This window comes from Mesorhizobium sp. B2-9-1, assembly GCF_006439455.1.
Lineage (GTDB): Bacteria > Pseudomonadota > Alphaproteobacteria > Rhizobiales > Rhizobiaceae > Mesorhizobium.
On record NZ_VFTP01000023.1, the window covers coordinates 37635 to 60451 of the forward strand.

The 22817-nt window shown below is 65.1% G+C and carries 23 protein-coding genes; 14 read left to right on the forward strand and 9 right to left on the reverse strand.

Annotated features, from left to right (window positions below):
• Positions 1–236: 236 nt before the first annotated feature.
• The 4 genes from FJW05_RS25325 (at position 237) to FJW05_RS25340 (ending at position 3223) form a co-directional block, all read left to right on the forward strand.
• Entirely contained in the window at positions 237–731 is a 495-nt protein-coding gene (locus tag FJW05_RS25325) for a prolyl-tRNA synthetase associated domain-containing protein (protein WP_140636623.1), read from the forward strand.
• Positions 732–869: 138 nt separating this feature from the next.
• A complete protein-coding gene (gene trxA / locus FJW05_RS25330; protein WP_140636624.1) occupies positions 870–1862 on the forward strand; it encodes a thioredoxin in 993 nt (330 codons plus the stop codon).
• Positions 1863–2135: 273 nt separating this feature from the next.
• On the forward strand, positions 2136–2807 hold the full coding sequence (locus tag FJW05_RS25335) for an LON peptidase substrate-binding domain-containing protein (RefSeq protein WP_140544699.1): 672 nt from the start codon (positions 2136–2138) through the stop codon (positions 2805–2807).
• 170 nt (positions 2808–2977) lie between these two features.
• Entirely contained in the window at positions 2978–3223 is a 246-nt protein-coding gene (locus FJW05_RS25340) for a Trm112 family protein (RefSeq protein WP_140636625.1), read from the forward strand.
• Between the two features lie 275 nt (positions 3224–3498).
• On the opposite strand, the gene FJW05_RS25345 is transcribed toward FJW05_RS25340, so the two are convergent.
• From FJW05_RS25345 to FJW05_RS27850, 3 genes are read right to left on the reverse strand one after another with little or no spacing between them, the layout of a single operon-like run.
• Positions 3499–6831, reverse strand: coding sequence for an error-prone DNA polymerase (locus FJW05_RS25345; RefSeq protein ID WP_140636626.1), 3333 nt, complete (start codon positions 6829–6831; stop codon positions 3499–3501).
• A complete protein-coding gene (locus FJW05_RS25350) occupies positions 6828–8318 on the reverse strand; it encodes a DUF6504 family protein (protein WP_140636627.1) in 1491 nt (496 codons plus the stop codon). Before FJW05_RS25350 ends, FJW05_RS25345 begins: the two co-directional genes overlap by 4 nt.
• Positions 8260–9291 carry a hypothetical protein gene (locus FJW05_RS27850; protein WP_140636646.1) on the reverse strand — a complete coding sequence of 344 codons (1032 nt, stop codon included), beginning with the start codon at positions 9289–9291 and terminating at the stop codon, positions 8260–8262. The genes FJW05_RS25350 and FJW05_RS27850 overlap by 59 nt, the downstream gene beginning before the upstream one ends.
• A 184-nt stretch (positions 9292–9475) precedes the next feature.
• Here FJW05_RS27850 and FJW05_RS25360 point away from each other — a divergent pair, with 184 nt between their 5' ends.
• On the forward strand, positions 9476–9913 hold the full coding sequence (locus FJW05_RS25360) for a metallopeptidase family protein (RefSeq protein ID WP_095769832.1): 438 nt from the start codon (positions 9476–9478) through the stop codon (positions 9911–9913).
• A gap of 264 nt (positions 9914–10177) precedes the next feature.
• Here FJW05_RS25360 and FJW05_RS25365 read toward each other — a convergent pair whose 3' ends face one another.
• Positions 10178–10384 (reverse strand): DUF1737 domain-containing protein, encoded by a 207-nt coding sequence (locus FJW05_RS25365; protein WP_140544689.1) that lies wholly within the window; start codon positions 10382–10384, stop codon positions 10178–10180.
• Between the two features lie 29 nt (positions 10385–10413).
• Positions 10414–11292, reverse strand: coding sequence for a CoA ester lyase (locus FJW05_RS25370; RefSeq protein ID WP_140636628.1), 879 nt, complete (start codon positions 11290–11292; stop codon positions 10414–10416).
• 687 nt (positions 11293–11979) lie between these two features.
• Here FJW05_RS25370 and FJW05_RS25380 point away from each other — a divergent pair.
• The 3 genes from FJW05_RS25380 to FJW05_RS25390 all read left to right on the forward strand — a co-directional run bounded on the left by FJW05_RS25380 (position 11980) and on the right by FJW05_RS25390 (position 15479).
• Positions 11980–12678, forward strand: coding sequence for a response regulator transcription factor (locus tag FJW05_RS25380; protein WP_140636630.1), 699 nt, complete (start codon positions 11980–11982; stop codon positions 12676–12678).
• The gene (locus FJW05_RS25385; RefSeq protein ID WP_140636632.1) at positions 12666–14237 is read left to right on the forward strand and encodes a HAMP domain-containing sensor histidine kinase; all 1572 of its coding nucleotides are present in this window, start codon (positions 12666–12668) and stop codon (positions 14235–14237) included. The genes FJW05_RS25380 and FJW05_RS25385 overlap by 13 nt, the downstream gene beginning before the upstream one ends.
• Before the next feature lie 75 nt (positions 14238–14312).
• Entirely contained in the window at positions 14313–15479 is a 1167-nt protein-coding gene (locus FJW05_RS25390; protein ID WP_140636634.1) for an FAD-binding oxidoreductase, read from the forward strand.
• 157 nt (positions 15480–15636) lie between these two features.
• On the opposite strand, the gene FJW05_RS25395 is transcribed toward FJW05_RS25390, so the two are convergent.
• From FJW05_RS25395 to FJW05_RS25410, 4 genes are all read right to left on the reverse strand, one after another.
• Entirely contained in the window at positions 15637–16125 is a 489-nt protein-coding gene (locus FJW05_RS25395) for an SRPBCC domain-containing protein (RefSeq protein ID WP_140636636.1), read from the reverse strand.
• A 45-nt stretch (positions 16126–16170) separates the two neighbouring features.
• Positions 16171–16620 carry an SRPBCC family protein gene (locus tag FJW05_RS25400; protein ID WP_140636638.1) on the reverse strand — a complete coding sequence of 150 codons (450 nt, stop codon included), beginning with the start codon at positions 16618–16620 and terminating at the stop codon, positions 16171–16173.
• Complete coding sequence (locus FJW05_RS25405; protein ID WP_095770025.1) at positions 16617–16937, reverse strand: metalloregulator ArsR/SmtB family transcription factor; 321 nt, start codon at positions 16935–16937, stop codon at positions 16617–16619. The genes FJW05_RS25400 and FJW05_RS25405 overlap by 4 nt, the downstream gene beginning before the upstream one ends.
• Positions 16938–17193: 256 nt before the next feature.
• Positions 17194–17619, reverse strand: a complete 426-nt coding sequence (locus FJW05_RS25410; RefSeq protein WP_140636639.1) for a GNAT family N-acetyltransferase — start codon at positions 17617–17619, stop codon at positions 17194–17196.
• Between the two features lie 155 nt (positions 17620–17774).
• On the opposite strand from FJW05_RS25410, the gene leuD reads away from it, so the two are divergent.
• The 6 genes from leuD to FJW05_RS25445 all read left to right on the forward strand — a co-directional run bounded on the left by leuD (position 17775) and on the right by FJW05_RS25445 (position 22388).
• The gene (leuD, locus tag FJW05_RS25415; RefSeq protein WP_040987979.1) at positions 17775–18380 is read left to right on the forward strand and encodes a 3-isopropylmalate dehydratase small subunit; all 606 of its coding nucleotides are present in this window, start codon (positions 17775–17777) and stop codon (positions 18378–18380) included.
• Positions 18381–18451: 71 nt separating this feature from the next.
• Complete coding sequence (locus FJW05_RS25420) at positions 18452–19378, forward strand: hypothetical protein (protein WP_140636640.1); 927 nt, start codon at positions 18452–18454, stop codon at positions 19376–19378.
• A gap of 337 nt (positions 19379–19715) precedes the next feature.
• Positions 19716–20099, forward strand: a complete 384-nt coding sequence (locus tag FJW05_RS25425) for a RidA family protein (RefSeq protein WP_140636641.1) — start codon at positions 19716–19718, stop codon at positions 20097–20099.
• A 43-nt stretch (positions 20100–20142) separates the two neighbouring features.
• The gene (locus FJW05_RS25430) at positions 20143–20493 is read left to right on the forward strand and encodes a VOC family protein (RefSeq protein ID WP_140544732.1); all 351 of its coding nucleotides are present in this window, start codon (positions 20143–20145) and stop codon (positions 20491–20493) included.
• 300 nt (positions 20494–20793) lie between these two features.
• Positions 20794–21897, forward strand: a complete 1104-nt coding sequence (gene leuB, locus FJW05_RS25440) for a 3-isopropylmalate dehydrogenase (protein ID WP_140636642.1) — start codon at positions 20794–20796, stop codon at positions 21895–21897.
• 5 nt (positions 21898–21902) lie between these two features.
• Positions 21903–22388: a GNAT family N-acetyltransferase gene (locus tag FJW05_RS25445; RefSeq protein ID WP_140636644.1), complete on the forward strand. Its 486-nt coding sequence runs from the start codon at positions 21903–21905 to the stop codon at positions 22386–22388.
• The last annotated feature ends 429 nt before the right edge of the window (positions 22389–22817 follow it).

Genomic DNA, 22817 nt, shown 5'->3' on the forward strand with positions numbered 1-22817 from the left:
GCCTATATGGCCGAAGAGCGCGCCGATTGCAACAGGGAAATGACGGTCTTTTTTGGCGCGAATTCTTCCCGCGGCGACATTCGCTTCAAAAGCATCGAAGCGACGCCAAGCCGGACCGGTCGCAAATCCGCACGCGCCGCCGCCGCCCGCTTTGGCCGGAATGCGTCGGCGGCCTTGCCCCGACGCCACGGTTGGCCGTAAACGGCATGACCCCTTTTTTGACCGCGCGAGGACCGATGCCGAAGACCGAAGCCGATCTCAACGAATTTCTTGCCGATCTCGGCATTTCCGTCTCGACGGTGCGGCACCCGCCGCTGTTCACGGTCGCCGATTCTCAAGACCTGCGCGGCGAGATTCCCGGCGGCCACACCAAGAACCTGTTCCTCAAGGACAAGAAGGACAATTATTTCCTCGTCACCGTCGGCGAGGACGCCGTGGTCGACCTGAAGCAGATCCACCACCTGATCGGCGCCGCCGGCCGGGTGTCCTTCGGCAGGCCGGAGATGCTGATGGAGCTGCTCGGCGTCACCCCCGGAGCGGTCACCGTTTTCGGCCTGATCAACGACACGGAAGGCAAGGTCAAGATCGTGCTCGACGAAGCGTTGATGAGCCACGCCGTCATCAACGGCCATCCGCTGACCAATGAGGCGACGACCTCGATCGCCGCCGCCGACCTGATCAGATTCGTCGAGGCAACCGGCCACGATCCTGTTATCCTGAAGGTCTCATGACCTTGAAGGTGCCCTTGCCTTGAAGGCCTTATTGCCTTGAAACTCGGGGGCTGATCGCCACATGGAAGGCGGTTTCCGAAATCCGACAATGACGCGCCGGGCGCCGACGCCTGAGAGCGTGACCGAAAGGGCGAGAAGATGAGTGACGAGAATCCGTATAGCGGCGCGTTTGGCGGCAATGGCGGCCAGTATGCCCAGACGGTGCAATATGGCGGCGGCGACCGCGCCAAGGTCTCGCTCGGCGACGGGCCGGCGGCGGCCGACCTGATCAAGGACACCACAACCGCGACTTTCGCCGCCGACGTCATCCAGGAGTCGCGCCGCCAGCCGGTGCTGGTCGACTTCTGGGCGCCATGGTGCGGGCCTTGCAAGCAGCTGACGCCGCAGCTCGAAAAGGCGGTGAAGAACGCCGGCGGCAAGGTCAAGCTGGTCAAGATGAACATCGACGATCACCCCTCGATCGCCGGCCAGCTCGGCATCCAGTCGATTCCCGCGGTCATCGCCTTCAAGGACGGCCAGCCGGTCGACGGTTTCATGGGCGCGGTTCCGGAAAGCCAGGTCGCCCAATTCATCGAGAAGGTCGGCGGCAAGGGCGGCGGCGCGCCGCAGATCGCCGACGCGCTTGCCGCGGCGGCCGAGGCGCGTACAGCTGGCGACGTTCAGACCGCGGCCGACATCTACGACGCGGTCCTCGACCAGGCGCCGGAGACGATCGAGGCGGTCGCAGGTCTGGGTGAGATCCTGTACGATGCCGGGGACGTGGAAGGCGCCGAGGCCGTGCTCGCCCGGGCGCCCGAGGACAAGAAGGACGCGCCGGCGCTGGCCGCACTGCGCGCCAAGATGACGCTTGCCGCGGCAGCGGCCGCGCTCGGCAATCCGGCCGAGCTCGAGCGCCGGCTCGCCGCCGACCCGGCCGACCATCAGGCGCGCTTCGATCTGGCGATGATCCAGAACGCGCGCGGCGAGCGCGACGCGGCCGCCGACAATTTGCTGGCGATCGTCAAGGCCGACCGGACCTGGAACGACGACGGCGCCAGGGCGCAGCTGTTGAAGCTGTTCGAAGCCTGGGGAATGACCGACGAGGCGACGCTCGCGGCACGCCGCAAGCTCTCGTCGCTGCTGTTCTCGTAGAACGGTTTCGGCAATTCACAGAGCCGGCGAACCGCTTTAAGTTCGGTTCGCGCAATTCCGGACGGAAGGCTGCGGCGAAGTCGCCGAGCCAACTGCATACTTTTCCCGGAATTGCCGTGAATTTTTTTGCCGGCTGTCGCAGCCGGCAGGCTTGCGCAGCGGGACGTCAGCGCCAGATAAGGGCGGGGCCGGATGCAGATCGTGACGAATTTGCCGATGCGAGAGGAGATTGCAGCTTGATACGCTTGCCGGCGTTGCTTTGGGAGGGTTGCGGTGCGCGTCGGTAACGCACTTTACAGGCTTGCCAAGGATCTGCCGGCGGCAATCCCGGTTTTCCCGCTCGCCGGAGCGCTGCTTCTGCCGGGCGGCCGCATGCCGCTCAACGTTTTCGAGCCGCGCTATCTGCAGATGATCGACCTGGCGATGGCCGGCTCGCGGCTGATCGGCATGATCCAGCCCAGCCTCGACGGCGCATTGCGCGACGACGGCGAGCCCGAACTGTGCAGCGTCGGCTGCGCCGGGCGCATCATCTCGCTCGCCGAGACGGGCGACGGGCGCTATTTGATCTCACTGCAGGGCGTGTGCCGGTTTCGCATTGTGCAGGAGCTCACGGCGAAGGCGCCGTTCCGGCAGTGCAAGATCGCGCCGTTTCTCGCCGACCTCGAGGAAGACCCGGCCGGCGCCGAGGTCGACCGGCCGGCGCTGCTCAAGGCCTTTCGCTCCTATCTGCAAGCCAACGACCTCGAGGCCGACTGGGAAAGCGTCAGCCGCGCCGAAAACGGCATGCTGGTCAACGCGCTGTCGATGATGGCGCCCTACGGGCCGGCCGAGAAGCAGGCGCTGCTGGAAGCGCCGGACCTGAAGACGCGCGCCGAAACGCTGATCGCCATCACCGAAATGACGCTGGCGCGCGAGGATGATGAGTTTGGCTCGAGTCTACAATAAGTGTATTGATATTCAGGTGAGCCCGGCCTGCGAACGGCAGCTTCCTGCGCTTCCGGTGCTCACGTACGTTAAGTACGCTCCGCTCCGGTTCTCGGAAGCCACCGTTCTCGACTCGGCCTGACCTGAATCTCAACACACTTAGACCGTGTAGAGGACAAGGGAAGAGTGCGATGGCGGCGGACGGACGGGACGGACGAAAAGCCACGGTCGACCCGAAGCTGCTGGAGCTGCTCGCCTGCCCGCTGACCAAGGGACCGCTGACCTGGGACCCCGAGCGCAACGAGCTGGTCTCGCGCGTGGCGAAGCTCGCCTATCCGGTGCGCGACGGCATCCCGATCATGCTGCCCTCCGAGGCGCGCACGATCTCGGCCGAGGACATGCTGACCCCGCCGCCGCGGCTCGGCGGGCCTTCGTGAAGCAGGGCTTGCGCTGTCATGCGGCCTTCGAGATTGGCGGGACGTTCTTACGTCGTCATTCCAGGGCGAAGCAGGAGCGGAGCTCCGTCGCGGAGACCCTGGAATCCATGCCGTGATCTTGATCGAAGGGCGCAGCGGAGCAGAATTCTGCACCGGAGTGGCGCTCCTAGGTCACGGCACGGGTCTGCGCGCGTCGCTTCGCTCCTTGCTCCGCCCGTGGATGACGAAGGCGCTTTTCGCCCCTGCTGCGTTCCCTATTGTGCTGGAAATCGCTGCTACTGAAAATTCCGCCCTTTGGGCATGACTTGTTGCGCGGCACCCGACAGGGCCTCGATCTCCTGGCGGACCGGCTGGCCGCGGCTTGCGGCGGCTCCAACCGGCCGTTCGGCGGGATTATGCTCGATGACCGGCCGATTGGTGGACTCCAGCAGCACGCTCAGCCAGGACGTCAAATCCTCGATCCGGTCGGCGACGATGTGGATGACGTCCGATTCATGCTGCAGCTTACCGGTGACGCGGATGAGGCGCGCGCCCATGACCACCGGGCGGAAGCGGTCGAAGACGCGTGGCCAGATGATGACGTTGGCGATCGACTTTTCGTCTTCCAGCGTTAGGAAAATGGCATTGCCCTTGCCCGGACGCTGGCGCACCAGCACCAGCCCGGCGACGGAAACGCGGCGGCCGTCGCGCACAGACGGCAGGCGGGCGTTGGGGGTGACGCCGGCGCGATCCAGCCGCTCGCGCAGGAAGGCGACGGGATGCTCCTTCAGCGACAGGCCGAGCGAGCGGTAGTCGTGCACGACATGCTCGCCGAGCGGCATTTTCGGCAGTCTCGTTTCCGGCTCCAGCTCGCGCAGGCGAAGCGACGGCTGATCGAACAGCGGCAGTTTCTCGGCGGCGCTCTTGCCGTCAAGGGCGCGGACTTCCCAGAGCGCGGCACGGCGGTCGAGGCCGATCGAGCGGAAGGCGTCGGCTTCAGCCAATCTTTCGATCTCGCCGACATCGAGGCCCGAGCGCAGCCAGACGTCCCTGACCGAGCGATAGCCGTCGCCGCGGCGGACAATGGCTATATCCATGCGCTCTTCGGACAGGCCCTTGACCTGGCGGAAGCCGAGGCGGACGGCGTGAGCCGTCTCGATGACGCCGCGCATCGAGGCGTGGCGCTCGAGGATGCGGGACGGATCCAAGGCGGTTTCCTCCAGCGTGCAGTCCCAGACGGAATGGTTGATGTCGACTTCGCGCACCTCGACGCCATGGTCGCGCGCATCGCGCACGAGCTGGGCCGGCTGGTAAAAACCCATCGGCTGGGAATTCAGGATCGCGGCGCAGAACACGTCCGGATAAAAAGTCTTGAACCAGCAGGAGGCGTAGACAAGCAGCGCGAAGGAGGCGGCGTGACTTTCAGGAAAGCCATATTCGCCAAAGCCTTCGATCTGCTTGAAGCAGCGCTCGGCGAACTCCCTGGGATAGCCCTTCTTGACCATCCCCTCGACCATTCGCGTTTCATAGTTTCCTATCGTGCCGGTGCGTTTGAAGGTCGCCATGGCGCGGCGCAACTCGTCTGCCTCACCCGGCTTGAAGCCGCCGGCGACGATGGCGATCTTCATCGCCTGCTCCTGGAACAAAGGCACTCCAAGGGTCTTGCCGAGAATCTCCTCCAACTCAGGCTTGGGGTATTCGGCCTTCTCCTTGCCCTGCCGCCGGCGCAGATAGGGATGCACCATGTCGCCCTGGATCGGGCCGGGGCGCACGATCGCCACCTCGATGACGAGGTCGTAGAAATTTGCCGGCTTGAGGCGCGGCAACATCGACATCTGCGCACGCGACTCGATCTGGAAGACGCCGAGCGTATCGGCTCTTTGGATCATGGCGTAAACGCGCCTGTCCTCTTCGGGAAGGGTCGCGAGCACATAAGGCTGTCCAAACGGATCGCGCGCCCGCGGATAATGATCGGTGAGCAAGGTGAAGGCGCGCTTCAGGCAGGTCAGCATGCCGAGCGCCAGCACGTCCACCTTGAGGATCTTCACCGCGTCGAGATCGTCCTTGTCCCACTCGACCATCTTGCGCTCCTCCATCGCCGTCTTGACGATGGGCACGACCTCGTCGAGCCGGTCGCGGGTGATGACGAAGCCGCCGACATGCTGGGAAAGATGGCGGGGAAAGCCCATGATCTCGTTGGCGCGTTCCAGCACCTGACGTGACAGCGGATCGGTACGATCGAGGCCGCCGGCATTGGCTTCCCTTTCGCCGAGCTCGGAGGTCGACCAGCCCCAGATGGTGCTGGACAGCGCGCTGCGGACATCCTCCGACAAGCCCATGGCCTTGGCCACCTCGCGCAAGGCGGAGCGGCCGCGATAGCTGATGACGGCGGCGGCCAAAGCGGTGCGCTTGGCGCTGTATTTCGTATAGATGTACTGAATGACCTCTTCGCGCCGCTCATGCTCGAAGTCGACGTCGATGTCGGGCGGCTCGTTGCGTTCCTCCGAGATGAAGCGCTCGAACAAGGTGTCGATGCGCTCGGGTCCGACCTCGGTGATGCCGATGCAGAAGCAGATGATCGAATTGGCGGCCGAACCGCGGCCCTGGCAAAGGATGCCCTGGCTGCGGGCGAATTTGACGATGTCATGGACGGTGAGGAAATAGCGGGCATAGTTCAGGCGTTCGATCAAAACGAGCTCGCTGTCGATGCGTTTCAACACATCCTTGGGAACGCCGGCCGGATAGCGAACGGCCGCGCCTTCCCGTGCCAATCGTTCGAGCTCGGCCTGCGGTCCAAGCCCGGATTCGGTCGGCTCGTCCGGATAATTGTATTCGAGGTCGCTGAGCGAGAAGGCGAGCTCGTCGGCGAAGCGCAGCGTCTCGGCCAGCGCCTGCGGGTGACGGCGGAAAAGCCGCGCCATCTCCAGCGGCGGCTTCAGGTGGCGCTCGGCATTGGCCATCAGCTCCAGCCCGACCTCGGAAACCGGCGTGTTGAGGCGGATTGCGGTCAGCACGTCCTGCAGCGGACGGCGATCGGCGGCATGGTAGAGCACGTCGTTGGTCGCCATCAGCGGGACGCGGGCATGCTCGGCCATCGCGGAAGCCTGCTCGATGCGGAAACGGTCGTTGCCGGCATAATCCGGCGCCACGGCCAGCCGGAGCGCCGCGCCGAAGCGATCCTTAAACCGGCTAATGAATGCCAGGTTGTCTTCCGCGCCTGCCGACAGATCGGGCAGGATCGCCAGCGACATCCGATCGCCCCATTCGAGCAGGTCGCTCAGCTGGAGCAGCGTCGCGCCCTTCTCGTTCTCGTCGCGCAGATTGGCTTGCGTGAGCATGCGGCAGAGATGCCCCCAGCCCTGGCGGTCGCGGGGATAAGCGAGGATATCCGGCGTGCCGTCGCCAAACACCAGGCGGCAGCCGGGATGGTAGGCGAGCTTTTCCACCCTGGCCTGTTGCCAGGCGCGCACGACGCCGGCGACCGTGTTGCGGTCGGCAAGGCCGATCGAGGCAAAACCGTAGAACTTCGCCGTCACCACCAGCTCCTCGGGTTTCGAAGCGCCGCGCAGGAAGGAGAAATTCGAGCTTATGCCGAACTCGGCATAGGGGATGACGGTCAGCGCATTCATGCGAACACCCCATGCATGAACCAGCGCGGCGGCGCGGCCTGCGGCGCGCTGCTGTAGAGGCCCTGGCGGTAGAGCCAGTAGCGGCGCCCCTCGCTGTCCTCGATGCGGTAATAGTCGCGGGTCGGCGCTTCTTCCTCGCCGGGCAGCTGGCGCCACCATTCGGCGGCGATGCGCTCCGGCCCTTCGGCGCGGGCGACACGGTAGAGCGCGCGCCGCCAGCGGAAATTCATCGGCGGTCCCTCCGGGATCTCGGTCGCCGGCACCTCGATCGGCTCGGGCGAGCGGAACAGGCGCACCGGCCGCTCCGGCGGGTAAACGGTCATCGGTGGCGCTGTTCGGGGCGGCGGCGTCCGTCCGGCCGCCGGGGCGCGCCTTTGCGGCGCTTCGGCGAAAGGCACGGTCTTGACGGCGCGCTCCGGCAGATGGCTTTCGACGATCACCGGCTTCAGTACGGCGGCCTCGCCGAGACGGGCGCGGACGCGGTCGGCAAAGAGCGCGATGTCGGCGTCATCGTCGTCCGTCTCGCCGGTGAGGTCGCCCTGAACCAAGTCGAAGGCCGCGACCGACAGCACGGACAGCCGCACGAGGTCGAAGCCGAAGCCGGCGTCGATGCTCTGCTCCAGCGCGGTGAGCCGTTCGTGGAACAGTCTTTGGATCAGCCGCGGCTCGCGCATCGGGCGCGAGGTGCCGACGGCGATGCGGTTGACGGCGCCGTCGACGCGGAAGAGAAGCAGCGCCAGCGTCCTTGCGCCCTCGCCGCGACGTTCGAGATCGGTCTTCAAGGCGATCGCCAGCCGGCTCACCAGCCGCTCGATGTCGTCGGTGAGCACGACCGGCTCGGCAAGATGGCGCTCGACCGAGAGCGGCGCGACGGGGAGGCGCGGCGACACGGCCTCGTCGAGGCGGCCGAGCGCCTGGTCGAGGCGCAGAAGCAAGGTAGCGCCGAAGCGGCGGGCGAGCGGTGCGCGGGGGGCTGCCATCACCGCGCCGGCGGTGCGCAGGCCCACACTTTCCAGGCTGGCGCGGGTCTCCGGCGCGATGCGCAGCGCCGACAAGGGCAACGGCGAAAGCAGCGCCTCTTCCTCGCCGCCGGCCACGATGCGATCGCCATGGAAGCGCGCCGCCGCCCAGGCGGCGCCCGGCGTCGAGGCCAGCCCGGCGCGGACATCGAAGCCCTGCTGAAAGAAGCGGGCGAGGATCTCGTCCTGCATGGCGCGCTCGCCACCGAACAGATGCGTGCAGCCGGTGACGTCGAGGAACAGCCCGTCCTCGCCGTCGATCGCCACCAGCGGCGTGTAGCGGTCGCACCAGTCGGCAAGGCCTTCGAGCAGGCGGCGGTCGGCTTCCGGGTCTGCCTCGACCACATCGATCGAGGGATGCATGGCGCGCGCATCGGCGATGCCCATGCCGCGCTTCAATCTGAGCGCCTCAGCCCGCTCGTCGAGGGCTGCGATGCGCTGGGTGTTGTTGTCGCGATGGCTGATCACCAGAGGCGGCTGAGGCGACGGCAGGCGATGCGAGGGCCGGGAACGCCAGGACCGCCCCAGACGCTGGCGCAGGATCCGCTCCGCGGCCAGATGCTGAAACCACAGCGACAGAATTCTCTGTTCTTTCTGCAAAAGCGTGCTCATTGGGGTTCCACTCCAGTGTGAACTGTCCAGGCAGGGCCGTGCGGCTCTTGCCGATATCGACTTTGAAGGCGGGGCGGCCGATCGAGCCGGCGAGCGGCCCGGCGAGGGTCTCGCGGCTTGCCGCGGGCGCCGCCGAAACGATGAGGCGCACCGGAGCGGCGGTGGGATCGGCCTCGCCGGCCTGGCGCAGCAACAGCAGCGGGCGGCCGGCGCTCCGGGCCCGCGCATGCAGCCGGCGCGTGGCGGTGAGGTCGAGAAGCCGCGGACTGCCGCGGATCTCGAGGATGACCGCGGCAAAGGCCGTCATGCGGGCGGCCTCCTCGGCGATCCACAGCGCGTCGAGCAGCTTCGGCGCCTCGGAAAACAGCAATTGCCCGGGCTCGACGCCGAACAGGGCGTGAAGGCCCCTGGCATAGGGCATGCCGGCCTCGTGGAAGATTTCCGTCGTGCCGACCCAGAGGATCGGCAGACCCTGCTTTTCCCTGAGGACCAGACTTACGAGCGACAGCGCGAAGCCGGCAACGGCGCCGGCATCGCGGGTCTCCAGACCATGGATTTCGCTGAGCGCCGCCTTGGGCAGGCCGCCGCCGAGCGCTGCGTCGAGGCGATCGATGCCGGTGTGGAGGAAGGCGTCCGCCGAAGCCACGGCAAGGCCGGGCCGGACAATCGTCATGTCCGGCCCGGCGGCATCGCTGGATGTTTGGTTTTGCGCAATTCCGGGCGCGCACCCCGGTGGCGCCTGCAGGCGCTCGGGCAGCGTTCCCTCGATCTTCGCGATCTGGCGGCGCAGGGCAAAAACAGTGTCCCGCGCCACGGCGCTCACCGCCATGACGTTCACTTCCAGCAGCAATTGTTCCTGTTATGTTCCTATAGATTCCAGAGGCGCCCGGAAGAGTCAAGCAGAGTCACAAGGAATTTATTCCTTCGTCTTTTACCCTGAAAGCGAACACCCCAGCCGGTCCATTTGCCTCAATCGGCGTGAAAGCCTATATGCCGGGATTAAAGGACGTTTCATGGCCCGCATCTACAAGACCCGCACCTGGCACGACCAGCTCTCGCCGTCGATGGACGAGATGGAGCTTCTGGCGCTGGAGGCCTATGCCCATCTGCCGGACGAGTTCCGCAAGCTCACCGGCGAGATCATCATCCAGATCGCCGAGTTCCCGACCGACGAGATCATGGACGATCTGTCGCTGGAGACGCCCTTCGACCTGCTCGGCCTGTTCGAGGGGCGTGGCATCGCCGAGCGCTGGAACCCGCAGACCGGCGAAGGTCCTAACCGCATCACGCTCTACCGCCGCGCCATCCTCGACTACTGGGCCGAGAATGAAGAGACGATGGGCGACATCGTCACCCATGTGCTGATCCATGAGATCGGCCACCATTTCGGCCTGTCGGACGACGACATGGAGCGGATCGAGGAAGCGGCGGAGCAGGCGGCGGCTGGGTGAGAGCCACATCGCCATCCCAGGCACTCGTCATCCTAGGGCGGAGCAAGGAGCGAAGCGACGCGCGTAGACCCTAGGATCCATGCCGTGACATGTGAACGTTGCAGCGGTTCAGACGTTGTTTTACCTTACGAGAGCATCCCAGAACGGGTTTTTATTCTCGATCGCAGCACTCTTCGGCAGACGTAACGGCATGGATCCTAGGGTCTGCGCTCCGCTTCGCGTCGCTCCGCCCTAGGATGACGAAGTCGGAGGGGCGCCGCCCTTTTACCAGTCGCTGAGCTTGGTGTCCGGGCCGTAGTCCTGGCCTTCGACATCCTTCACCACGGCCTGGCCGCAGCGCATCGACTTGGTTTTTTTGTCAAAGGCATAGGTCGGCGAGCCGAACAGGTGCCAGCCCTTGTTCAGGGCTGCCGTCACCTTGTGGCAGAAAGTCGAATCGTCCGGACCGGACAGAAAGCGGTAGAGTTTCATTTATCGAGCCTATCTTGAATACCGGTGCATCATGCGCCGATGATCGTGGCCTTCGCCAGAAGTTTCTCGGCTTCCGCCAGATGCAGCCGTTCGACCATGCGGCCGTCCATCGCAATCACGCCCTTGCCGGCATTCTCGGGCCGCGCGAACGCATCCTTGATCGCACGGGCCGCAGCCAGCCTCTCGGGCGACGGCGAAAAGGCGCGGTTCGCCGGCTCGATCTGGGCGGGGTGGATCAGAGACTTGCCGTCAAAGCCCATGGCGGCCCCGTCGGCGCATTCGCCGGCAAAAGCGTCGAGATCGCGAAAATCATTGGCGACGCCGTCGATGACGTCGAGGCCGCCGGCCCGCGCCGCGAGCACCAGCTGCATCAGCCACGGCATCAGATAGCGCCGATCGGGTGTCGCCAGGATGCCGGTCGCCTTCATCAGGTCATTCGTTCCGGTTACGAAACAAGCCAGCCTCGAAGCCGGATCGCGGCCGAGTTCGGCAATGGCGCCGATGTTGAGCAGCGCCCTGGGCGTCTCGACCATCGCCCATAGTTTCACGCTGTCCGGCGCGAAATTGTCGTCGAGCAGGTCGCCGGCCTCGAGGATATCGCGCGGCGTGGCGATCTTGGGCAGAAGAATGCCGTCGGGCTCGGCTTTGGCCACTGCCAGGAGGTCATGGGTGCCCCATTCGCTGGCCAAAGGATTGATGCGCACCACCATCTCGCAGCGCCGTTCGCGCCCGGCGAGAATGCCGGCGACCTTGTCGCGCGCGGCTTTTTTGCCGGCGGGCAGGACGGCATCCTCGAGATCGATGATGACGGCGTCGCAGGCCAAGGAGCCGATCTTGGCGAGCGCCTTGTCGTTCGAGGCGGGAATGTAGAGCACCGAACGGCGCGGGCGGTAGGGTTCTTGAGCCATGGCCGATCTATGCCGGGTGAGTTCAAGCGAAGCAAGTACGCAGGCTATCTGCCGAAATACCTGCGCTGCCCCTCATCGCCCTGCCGGGCACTTCTCCCCGTATAGTGACGGGAGAAGGGGCTGGCCGCAGCCTCGCCGCTCTCCTTGCAACGTTGACGATTGGCGAAATCGGCGGCGGGAGTGTTCCCCTCTCCCCGTCACTATACGGGGAGAGGATGCCGGCAGGCAGGTGAGGAGCAGCGCCAATATCTGGCGATTGCCTCTGCACCAAATCTGCAAATTCTTGCTGAAAAGCTCCGGGATTCCGCCGCGCGCTTTCCGCATGGGCCGGCGAAACCGGCGGCATGCGAACGCCTCATAAATCCCGCTGGTCGCTGCCGCGCCGGCTCCGCAACGAAGGCTGGTGGCTCGTCGAGCCGCAAAGGCCATGCCATGAGGCAGGCATCCTGCTTTTCGCCCCGAGGTCGCTCCGCATGGTGGGAGCGGACGTTCCGAGGACGGCCCGGCGATGACGCTCTTTGCCAGCTTGCCATGGGCTCTGCCCAGGCATGCGCAAATGCCCCGAAGCCTTTGTCGATTCATCTCCTTGTCCCGATGCAGCTCCGGACCGAAAACAATTTCGCACTTTTGCCTGGAATTGCTCTAATCCTGCCGTCATCCAACCTTACGCGCTGGGCCGCTGACTTCATGCCGCACAACATCCTTGTCGCCGACGACGACCCGCATATCCGCGAGATCATCTGCTTCGCGCTGGAAAAGGCCGGCATGAAGACGGCCGCCGTCGCCGACGGCGCAGCGGCGCTGCAAGCGGTCGAGCGCCGCGCGCCCGACCTCATCGTGCTCGATATCGGCATGCCGGAGATGGACGGGCTGGAGGTCTGCCGCAGGCTGCGGCAAAAGTCCGATGTACCGGTGCTGTTTTTGTCCGCGCGCGATGAGGAGATCGACCGGGTGCTCGGGCTGGAGATGGGCGGCGACGATTATGTGACGAAACCGTTCAGCCCGCGCGAGCTGGTCGCCCGCGTCAACGTCATCCTGCGGCGCGCGCGTCCGGCGCCGGTCGAAGAAGAAGCCGACGACCGTCAATTCGTGCATGGCAAGCTCATGCTCGTCCCGTCAAGCCATGAAGCGAGCTTCGAAGGCAAGCCGCTCACCTTGACGGCGATCGAATTCGCGATCCTGAAAGGCTTCCTCGCCCGCCCGCAGCATGTGCTTGGCCGCGAGGCGGTGATGGCCAATGCCTATGCCTCGAACATCCATGTCTCGGAGCGCACGGTCGACAGCCATATCCGCAATGTGCGGGCCAAGCTGGCGGCGGTCGGCTGTCTCGATGCGATAGCCACGGTGCACGGCGTTGGTTTCCGGCTCGGCCGATGCGGTGGTTGAGCAAGGAGAAGTGGCGGCCCAGGCTTGCCACCGTCGTTGTCGTCATCCTCATCCTGGTGATGGCGCTGCCGCTGGTCGGGCTGTTCTTCTTCCGGCTCTATGAGAACCAGCTGATCCGCCAGACCGAGGGCGAGCTGATCGCGCAAGGCGCGGTCGCCGCCGCCGTCTATGCCCGGGAGGTGCGTGCTGCCGGCATTCCCCAGGAAAAACTGGGGTCGCCGATCTCGGCCGATCCGGCAAGGGACAACAACTATCCCTATGATCCGATCGAGCCGCGCCTCGACCTTGCCTCGGACGATGTCATGCCGACGCGCCCGGCGGCGCTTCCCGCCACCGCCGATCCGACCTTCGCGGCAATAGGCGCGCGGCTCGACGGCATCCTCGACGAGACGCAGAAAACGACGCTTGCCGGCTTCCGCCTGCTCGACCCGCGCGGCGTGGTGATCGCCGGCGGCGACGAGGTCGGCCAGTCGCTCGGCAAAATCGAAGAGGTGCGGACCGCGCTTTCAGGCGCCTATGCTAGCGCGCTCAGGCTGCGCATTCCCGACCAGCCGCCGCCGCCGCTCTACTCGGTGAGCCGCGGCACCAGGGTGCGCGTCTTCGTCGCCCTGCCGGTCGAGCTCGACGGCCGGGTCGCGGGCGTGGTCTATCTGTCGCGAACGCCGAACAACATCGTCAAGCACCTCTATGGCGAGCGCGGCAAGGTGACGTTGGCGGCGATCGCCATCCTCGGCGGCACGCTGTTGATCGCGCTGGTGTTCATCCGCACCGTCAGCCGGCCGATCTACGCGCTGATCGAGCGGACGAAGCGCATCGCCGCCGGCGACCGCGAGGCGATCCGGCCGCTCGCCCATCACGGCACGCGCGAGATGGCAGCGCTCTCGGCGGCGTTCCTCGACATGGCGCAAAAACTGCAGGCGCGCTCCGACAGCATCCAGACCTTCGCCACCCATGTCTCGCATGAGCTGAAATCGCCGCTGACGGCGATCCAGGGCGCGGCGGAGCTGCTTCGCGATTCCGGCGGCGCGATGGACGAGGCCGAGCGCAAGCGTTTCTCCAACAACATCGTCACCGACGCCGGGCGGCTCAATCTCCTGGTGCGCCGGCTGCTTGACCTGGCGCGCGCTGAAAATCTGGAACCGAGCGGCGAAAACACGACGCTTCATGCCGCGTTGGCATCCTTGCCGGTCGACACAAGGCTGGAAGCGCGGCTTGACGGCGGCGGCGATATCAGGCTCGGCATCTCGGCCGAGAATCTCGGCATCGTGCTCGCCAATCTCATCGACAATTCGGCACGACATGGCGCCCGACAGGTGGCGATCCATGCTTCAGCCGATAGCGAGCGCGCGTCGGTCCAGATCGGCGACGACGGCGACGGGATCTCGGCCGCCAACCGCGCCAGGATCTTCGAGCCCTTCTTCACCACGAGGCGCGAGACCGGCGGCACCGGCATGGGGCTCGGCATCGTGCTGGCCCTCCTGAAAGCGCATGATGGCACGATCAGGCTGGTTGACTCCGAGCGCGGCACGCGCTTCGAGATCGATTTGCCGGTCGTTTGAATTCGAGCGTGATCCTGTCCGAAGAACCGGTGCCTGCGTCGCAGGATCATGCCCTGGAACTGGAGAGCCGAAAGCGTGCGCTACGATATCGTCATCATCGGCGGAGCCATCGTCGGGTCCTCGGTCGCCTATTATTTGCGCGAGGAGGGCTTTGCCGGGTCCATCGCGCTGATCGAACGCGATCCGCAATTCTCGCATGCGGCGACGACCTTGTCCTGCGCCTCGATCCGCCAGCAATTCTCGATCCCTGAAAACATCCGCCTGTCGCAGTTCACGCTGAAACTGTTCCGGCGGCTGAAGGAAACCTTCGGCGCCGACGCCGATATCGGCTTTCGCGAGGGCGGCTATCTCATCCTCGCCGGCGAGGCCGGGCTGCCGATCCTCAAGGCCAATCACGAGACGCAGGTCGCCGAGGGCGCCGACATCCTGCTGGAGGATGCCGGGCAGCTGACGCAGCGTTTCGCGTGGCTGTCGACCGAAGGTATTTCCGCCGGCGCCTTTGGCCGCAGCGGCGAGGGCTGGTTCGACGCGCATGCGATGCTGACGCTGTTCCGCAAGGCGCTGCGCGACAAGAAGATCGATCTCATCACCGCCTCCGTCACCGCCATCGCGCGTGACGGCAACCGCGTCACCAGCGTAAGCCTCGACAATGGCGAGACGCTGGAAACCGGCATCGTCGTCAACGCGGCCGGCCCGAACGCGGGCAAGGTGGCGGCTTTTGCCGGGCTGGCGCTGCCGGTCGAGCCGCGCAAGCGCAACGTCTTCGTCTTCGAGGCGCGCGACAAATTCGCCGACATGCCGCTGCTGGTCGATCCGTCCGGCATCTATGTGCGGCCCGAAGGCTCGGTCTACATCACCGGCGGCGCCGAGCCGGAGGAAGGCGATCATGCGCCCGATCCGACGGATTTCGAGGTCGAGTGGCCGCTGTTCGAAGAGGTGATCTGGCCGGTCCTAGCCACCCGCATCCCGGTCTTCGAGGCGATCAAGCCGACGCGCGCCTGGGTCGGGCATTACGACTACAACACGCTCGACCAGAACGCGGTGATCGGCCCGCATCCGGAGGTCGAAAACTTCCTGTTCGCCAACGGCTTCTCCGGCCATGGCCTGCAGCAGGCGCCGGCGGCGGGGAAGTCGATCGCCGAGCTCATCGTGCATGGCGGGTATCGGACGGTGGATTGCAGGGCATTCGGGTATGAGCGGGTGGCTGAGGGACGGGCGTTCAGGGAGCTGAATGTGATCTGAGGGCTCCCCCTTCCCCCCTTGTGGGGGAAGGTGTCGCCGAAGGCGACGGATGAGGGGTGTTCCAGGGAAAGCCAACGTCTCACTCCGCTGGAACACCCCTCATCCGTCTCGGCGCTGCGCGCCGATCCACCTTCTCCCACAAGGGGAGAAGGTGGCGCTAAGCCGCCTGCCGTCCGTCACTAAAATATGTTTGCAGCCACCCAAGCACCCGCGCCCATCCCTCGGCATGTTCCGCCGCGGCGTCCGGGAAACCTGCGAAGCCGCCATGGCAGATGATGAGCCGCGTGCCGCCAGCGATCGGCTCCAGCAGATAGGCGAGGGTCGTTTCGCGCCGGCCGAGCGTCGGATGATCCCAGTCGTAGCGCCGCGTCTGCACGATCCGGCGCGGCATCTCGATTTCGAGAAACTCTCCGCCGGCGGGCAGGTGCCTGCCGTCGGCGGTTCGCACCGTGACACGCCAGCTTCCGCCGACGCGCAGATCGGCGTTCCAGCCGGTCATGCGGTAAGTTTCGGGCGAACCCCACCAGCGCTCGACCTCGCTGGTTATCAGCGCGGCGCCAACCTGGTCCGGCGAGGCGGGAAGCTCGGCCGAGGCCATGACCGTGTCCGCATTCGCCATGGCCTGCGGCAAGGATAATTGAAGCATCGAATCCACCTCTGCCGACAATTGTCTCGTATCCGAAACGAACCTTTAGTCTTTCGACGGCGGGCGCTCGAAACCCTTGCCGGTCTCGAGCAGGCTCTTAAGGCTCGCCAGCACCAGCGGCCAGCCCTTGGAGACGTTCTGGATCAGCCTGTGCGGGCCGTCGGCCTCGTGGGTGACGGCGAGCTTCATCAATTCGCCGTCGGGCTCGATGGTGAAAGTGCAGCGCGTGTAGCCGTCCTCCTTCACCTCGGGCATCCATTCGTTGCGCCATTTGATCACCAGACGCCGCGGCGGGTCGATCTCGAGGATCTCGCCGGAATCGGCGATGCGGCCGTCGGGGAAGACCAGCTTCCAGCTCGAGCCGACCTTCCAGTCGCTCTCCTGATGGGAGCTGAGGAAGAACCGCCGGTTGAATTCCGGATCGGTCAGCGCCTGCCAGAGTTTTTCAGGCGTGGTGCGGATGTAGGTAACATAGACAAAACTGTTCTCGCTCACGGCTCTTCCCTTTCAAGGCGTTGCTTCAGGTCGCTGAGAGCGGCAAGCCGCCCCCGCTCGAACTTGCCGATCCAGCGCTCGGCGATCTCGTTGATCGGAACGGGGTTGAGGTAGTGCTCCTTCTCGCGGCCCCGGCGCATGGTGGTGACGAGGTTCGCCTCCTCGAGGATCGCCAGATGCTTGGTCACCGCCTGGCGCGTCATCTCCATGTGCTCGCACAGCGCGTTCAGCGTCTGCCCGTTCCGGGCATGGAGACTGTCCAGCAATTGCCGGCGGGTCGGGTCGGCCAAAGCGCGAAAGACGGCATCCATGCTCATGGCTTTAATATGCAACCATTTGGTTGCCTGTCAAGCGGTGGCAAAAATATTCTGCCGCCTGATGACTGCTCGCCTAAGTTTCTTGCCGGATTGTGCCTTGAGGTGGCTTCGCTTTTTGAGCAGCGCCTTCCCCCACCCCGTCGCTGCTTCGCAGCGCCACCTCTCCCCCCTCCGGAGGGAGAGGAAGGGAGCCAGGGTCGATCTGGCTCGCCGGTTCCAGGCAGAAGTCGGCTCCCGATATCGGTGGCGGTTCAGGTCAGCGCTTGCGGGAGAACCAGAAAGCGTCGGTCATGCGCGTCATGCCGATGCGTTCGTAGAAGCCGACGGCGTCGGGCACCGAGATCAGGCCGATAGCGACCGATGGCCCGAGCTGGCGGCGGGCCTCATCCATCAAGCCCCTGCCGACGCCGAGACGCTGTCCCGTGGCGGATACGGCGAGCTCGGAGATGTAGCAAACCCAGGAAAAATCGGTGATGCCGCGCGCGACGCCGATCAGCGGCTTGCCCTCGATATCGAGCCGCGCTGTCAGCACCAGATTGGCGTTGCCGAGCATTGTCTTCAGGCGCGCTTCGTCATCGACGGGTCGTGTTTCACCAAGGCCGGATTCGACCAGCACACGGCGGAATTCAGCGACGTCGAGAGCGGGCTCGCTGGCGTACAGGATTTCGGTGGGCTCAACCATCCCCGCCAAATTGCCTCAGCCAGCCGCGTTTTGAAAGCCAATGGTCCCGATCTTGTGTTCAATGGCCCGAACCCAACTGCCAATACCTGACTTTCATTTGCCCGGCGCTTTGTGTAAACCGTGCCCCTGCCACCAAGGAAAGACGGGCAAGGATCATGGATAAATTCACCAAGCTCACCGGCGTCGCCGCGCCCATGCCGATCGTCAATGTCGACACCGACATGATCATCCCCAAGGATTATCTCAAGACGATCAAGCGCACCGGGCTCGGCACCGGCCTGTTCGCCGAGATGCGCTACAATGAGGACGGTTCGGAGAACCCGGATTTCGTGCTCAACAAGCCGGCCTACCGCAAGGCGCAGATCCTGGTCGCCGGCGACAATTTCGGCTGCGGCTCGAGCCGCGAGCACGCGCCCTGGGCGCTGCTCGATTTCGGCATACGCTGCGTGATCTCGACCTCGTTCGCCGATATCTTCTACAACAACTGCTTCAAGAACGGCATCCTGCCGATCACGGTCAGCCCGGAAGACCTCGACAAGCTGATGGACGACGCATCGCGCGGCTCCAACGCGACGCTGTCGATCGACCTCGAGGCCAAGGAAATCCGTGGGCCGGATGGCGGCGTGGTCAAATTCGACCTCGACGATTTCAAGCGCCACTGCCTCTTGAATGGCCTGGACGATATCGGGCTGACCATGGAGAAGGCCGGCGCCATCGCGTCCTTCGAGAAGAGGAATGCCGAGCAGCGCCCCTGGGCCTGAGCACCTAAGCTATACCGATAGGCTCCGGCCATGGCAGGCCGGGTTCGTGGCGGCTGAATGGAGGGACAGTCATGACACGCTCGCTTCTGGCTGCTTCGGTGGCAATCCTTCTCGCCACGATCGGCGCCAATGCGCAGACCACCGCGCCGGCCACGCAGCCGGCGCCGGCCGCGTCCGACCAGCCGGCTGCCGATCAAGGCGCGGCCGACCAGGGCAGTGACCAGGCTGCGTCGGATGACGACAAGCAGGCGCCGATCCCGTTCGAGGGCGGCCAGCTCACCATCACGCAGCCGGAGCAGGATGGCGAGAAGGTGCTGTCCTATGACGGCAAGCAGCTGGCCAGCAATTACGACGTCTTTTTCGACAAGATCGTCAAGATCGGCGACGTCAACGTGGCGCTGGTCGATGTCGGCGACGGCGGCAACCAGTGCGGGCCGGCCAAGGTTATCGTCTGGAAGAAGGACGGCGAGATTCAGACCGCCACGGTCGAGCAGGACGAATGCGGCGCGCCGCCGGCCGCAGTTTCCGACAGCGCCATCTATTTCGTGCCTTATCTGCTGCCGGGAGAGACACGGCCGGCGCTGCAATGGTCGCCCACGGAAGGGCTGACGACCTTGGGCAATCTAACTTACACGCCCGAACCCGGCACCGGCTGGAAGGATGTCGACCCGTCGAAATTGGACAACATCATCGACGCATTCCACAACGAGGCGGTCTACAAGGCCGGGCAGGCGTTGCTGGGCAACGACATGCCCGAAATGGCGACCAGCCTTCTGGTCGGCGGCGGCACCGAAAAGACGGCGTCGGGCGCCTTCTACGCCACCGGCTGCGTGCCGCACGACTGCGGCGGCAATGACGGCTTCATGGCGCTCGACCCCGCCAAGCAGAAAGTCTATTTCGCCCGCCGCGGCGACAATGGCGAGCCGCAGGCCTGGCCGCCGCTGAAGGACTGGCCGGACGATATCAAGAAGGCCTATGACGACGCGCAGGGGAATTAGGGTTCGTATCGCAACGACCATCCGCGGCTTCGTCATTCTAGGGCGGAGCGAAGCGAAGCGGAGCGCAGACCCTAGAATCCATGCCGTGACCGTTGCCGTAGGGTGCGAGTGCCCAGAATTCTGCACGGTTGGCGGCGCTTCGGCGTAACGGCATGGATTCCAGGGTCTGCGCGCGTCGCTTCGCTCCTTGCTCCGCCCTGGAATGACGACGGGAGGACGGCTATCGCTAATCTCCAAGGTTGGCGCTTGCTTCGTGACGATGCTTCGCATTCGTTGGCTCACGACCAGCCGCACCCCTTTTGCTAGATGCAGGTCGAAACAATCCGCGAGGCACCCCATGCGCAAGCTCATCTCCACCGGCTCCCCCTTCGAGAAAACCGCCGGCTATTCGCGCGCGGTGGTGCAGGGCGACTGGTGTTTTGTCTCCGGCACGACCGGCTATGACTATGCCACCATGACCATGCCCGACACGGTCGAGGCGCAGACGCGCAATTGCCTTGCCAGCATCGCCAAGGCGCTCGCCGAGGGCGGCTTCGACATGGCCGATGTGGTGCGGGCGCATTACTACGTCACCGACCAGGCCTATGTTGACGTGGTCTTCCCGATCCTCGGCGAGGCGTTCGGCGACATCCGCCCGGCGGCGACGATGATCGTGTGCCAGCTCAACAAGCCGGAGATGAAGATCGAGATCGAGGTGACGGCGCTGAGGCGCACGGCATAGGCTGCCGGCACGGGAAAGCGCGCAAAGCAGGGGTCAGCCTATGGTGAAGGTCGAGCGCATCGTCGCCAACATCGCCACATCCGACATTGCCGCGGCCAAGCGCTTTTACCAGGGCGTGCTCGGCCTCGATCTGCTCATGGATATGGGTTGGATCGCCACCTACGGGTCCGAGGAACGGATGCAGGCGCAGGTGAGCTTCATGGCGCAAGGCGGATCCGGCACGCCCGTGCCGGACCTGTCGATCGAGGTCGACGATGTGGATGCGGCGCTTGCGGGTATGAAGAAGGCAGGCTTCGCCATCGAATACGGCCCGGCCGACGAGCCCTGGGGCGTGCGTCGCTTCTATGTGCGCGATCCGTTCGGCAGGCTGGTGAATATCCTGTCGCATCGGTAGCGTCACGGTTTCTTGCGAGACGCTGGCGGGACAGCGCCCCCCTCTGCCCTGCCGGGCATCTCCCCCTCTAGGGGGGAGATCAGCTGTCATTCCGGCTTTCGCCAATCTTCAACGTTGCAGGAGTGAGCGCGGCGCCGAAGCTGCCAATCTCCCCCCAAGAGGGGGAGATGGCCGGCAGGCCAGAGGGGGGCGCGACGGATCGCGGCGATTGGTGTTTCGCAGCAGTCATCCCCTTGCGCCGCAATCACTTGGCGTTTAGCAAGGCCGCGGTTTCTCCAGATACTATTGGGACGGTTCTCCATGGCTTCGAAAAATCTCTTCCTGCTCGCCGGCGACGGCATCGGGCCTGAGGCCATGGCCGAGGTGAAGAAGCTGATCAAGGCCATGAACGACAGGCTGGGCAGCGGCTTTGCCACCGACGAGGGGCTGGTCGGCGGCTGCGCCTATGACGCGCATGGCGCCGCGATCTCGGATGCCGACATGGCCAAGGCGATGGCAGCGGACGCGGTGCTGTTCGGCGCCGTCGGCGGGCCGAAATGGGATACCGTGCCTTACGAGGTGCGCCCCGAGGCCGGCCTGCTGCGGTTGCGCAAGGACATGGAGCTGTTCGCCAACCTCCGGCCGGCGATCTGCTACCCGGCTCTCGCCGCTTCCTCCTCGCTCAAGCAGGAAGTGGTCGAGGGCCTGGATATCCTTATCGTGCGCGAGCTGACCGGTGGCGTCTATTTCGGCGAGCCGAAGCAGATCATCGATCTCGGCAACGGCCAGAAGCGCGGCATCGACACCCAGGTCTACGACACGTTCGAGATCGAGCGCATTTCGGGCGTCGCCTTCGAGCTGGCGCGCACACGCAAGAACCACGTCACCTCGATGGAAAAGCGCAATGTCATGAAGTCGGGCGTGCTGTGGAACGAGGTCGTCTCGCAGACCCACAAGGCGCGCTATTCCGACGTCAAGCTCGACCATATGCTGGCCGATGCCGGCGGCATGCAGCTGGTGCGCTGGCCAAAACAGTTCGACGTCATCGTCACCGACAATCTGTTCGGCGATATGCTCTCCGACATCGCCGCCATGCTCACCGGCTCGATCGGCATGTTGCCGTCCGCATCGCTCGGCGCGCCGGATGCCAGGACCAAGAAGCGCAAGGCGCTCTACGAGCCGGTGCACGGCTCGGCGCCCGACATCGCCGGCAAAGGCATCGCCAACCCGATCGCCATGATCGCCTCCTTCGCCATGTGCCTGCGCTATTCCTTCGGCATGGTCGCCGAGGCCGACAAGCTCGAAGCGTCGATCGCCGCCGTGCTCGACGACGGCTTGCGCACCAAGGACATTTTCTCGGCCGGCATGAAGGAAGTCGGCACCACCGATATGGGCGACGCCATCATCGCCAAGTTCCTGGGATGAACCGTATGACCGTCGACATTCGCTGGGCGAGGGTCGACGATGCCGAAGCGCTCGCCACCGTGCTTTGCGCGATGGCGGCGCATTACCGGCAAGCGCCGCTCGACCACGCTCGCGCCGCGGCCACGGCGCGGCAATGGCTCGAGGACGAAAGCCCGGCCTATCCGCATTTTGCTTTGGCCTTTGCGGATGGCGAGGTGGCCGGCCTCGCCTCGGTGGCCATCGCGCACCCAGGCATTGATCTCGAACGGCTGATGTTCTTGAAGGATCTGTTCGTGCGCGACAGCGCCCGAGACAAGGGCGTCGGCCGCGCGCTGGTCGGCTTTCTCGCCGGCTATTGCGTCGGCAAAGGCATCGGCCGCATTGATCTGACCACGGAAGACTGGAACGAAGGCGCGCTGCGTTTCTACGACCGACTCGGCGCAGAACGCCACGGCCGGAAGGTTTTTCTCAGGGTGTCGGGCGACGCGCTGAACAGAGTCGCTAAAACCTGACGCCGGCCGGTAGTGGCGCCAACCGGGCGCAGCAATGTAAGGCAAGCCAGCCGCCCGACGTCGCGGGAGCCGGCAGCCACCCCGCCTTCGTCATTCTATGGCGGAGCAAGGAGCGAAGCGACGCAGCGCAGACCATAGAATCCATTCCGTGACCCATGAGCGTCGCAGCGGTGCAGAAAAAGCCTCGTTCTGCACCGCATCTACCCTTCGTGCGAGGTCGCGGAATGGATCCTCGGGTCTGCGCGTCCGCTTCGCTCCCGCTCCGCCCGTGGATGACGAAGTTCGGACGCTTCGGCCAATCTCGAAGGTGGGCGTTTTACCAGGCGCTCGCAGCGAGCCGGCAGCACCACGCCTTCGTCATGTATGGACGGCCCCTTTTGGGCAAGAGGCAAAATGGCGGCAGCGGCGTAAGTCTGGAGCGGTCATGTA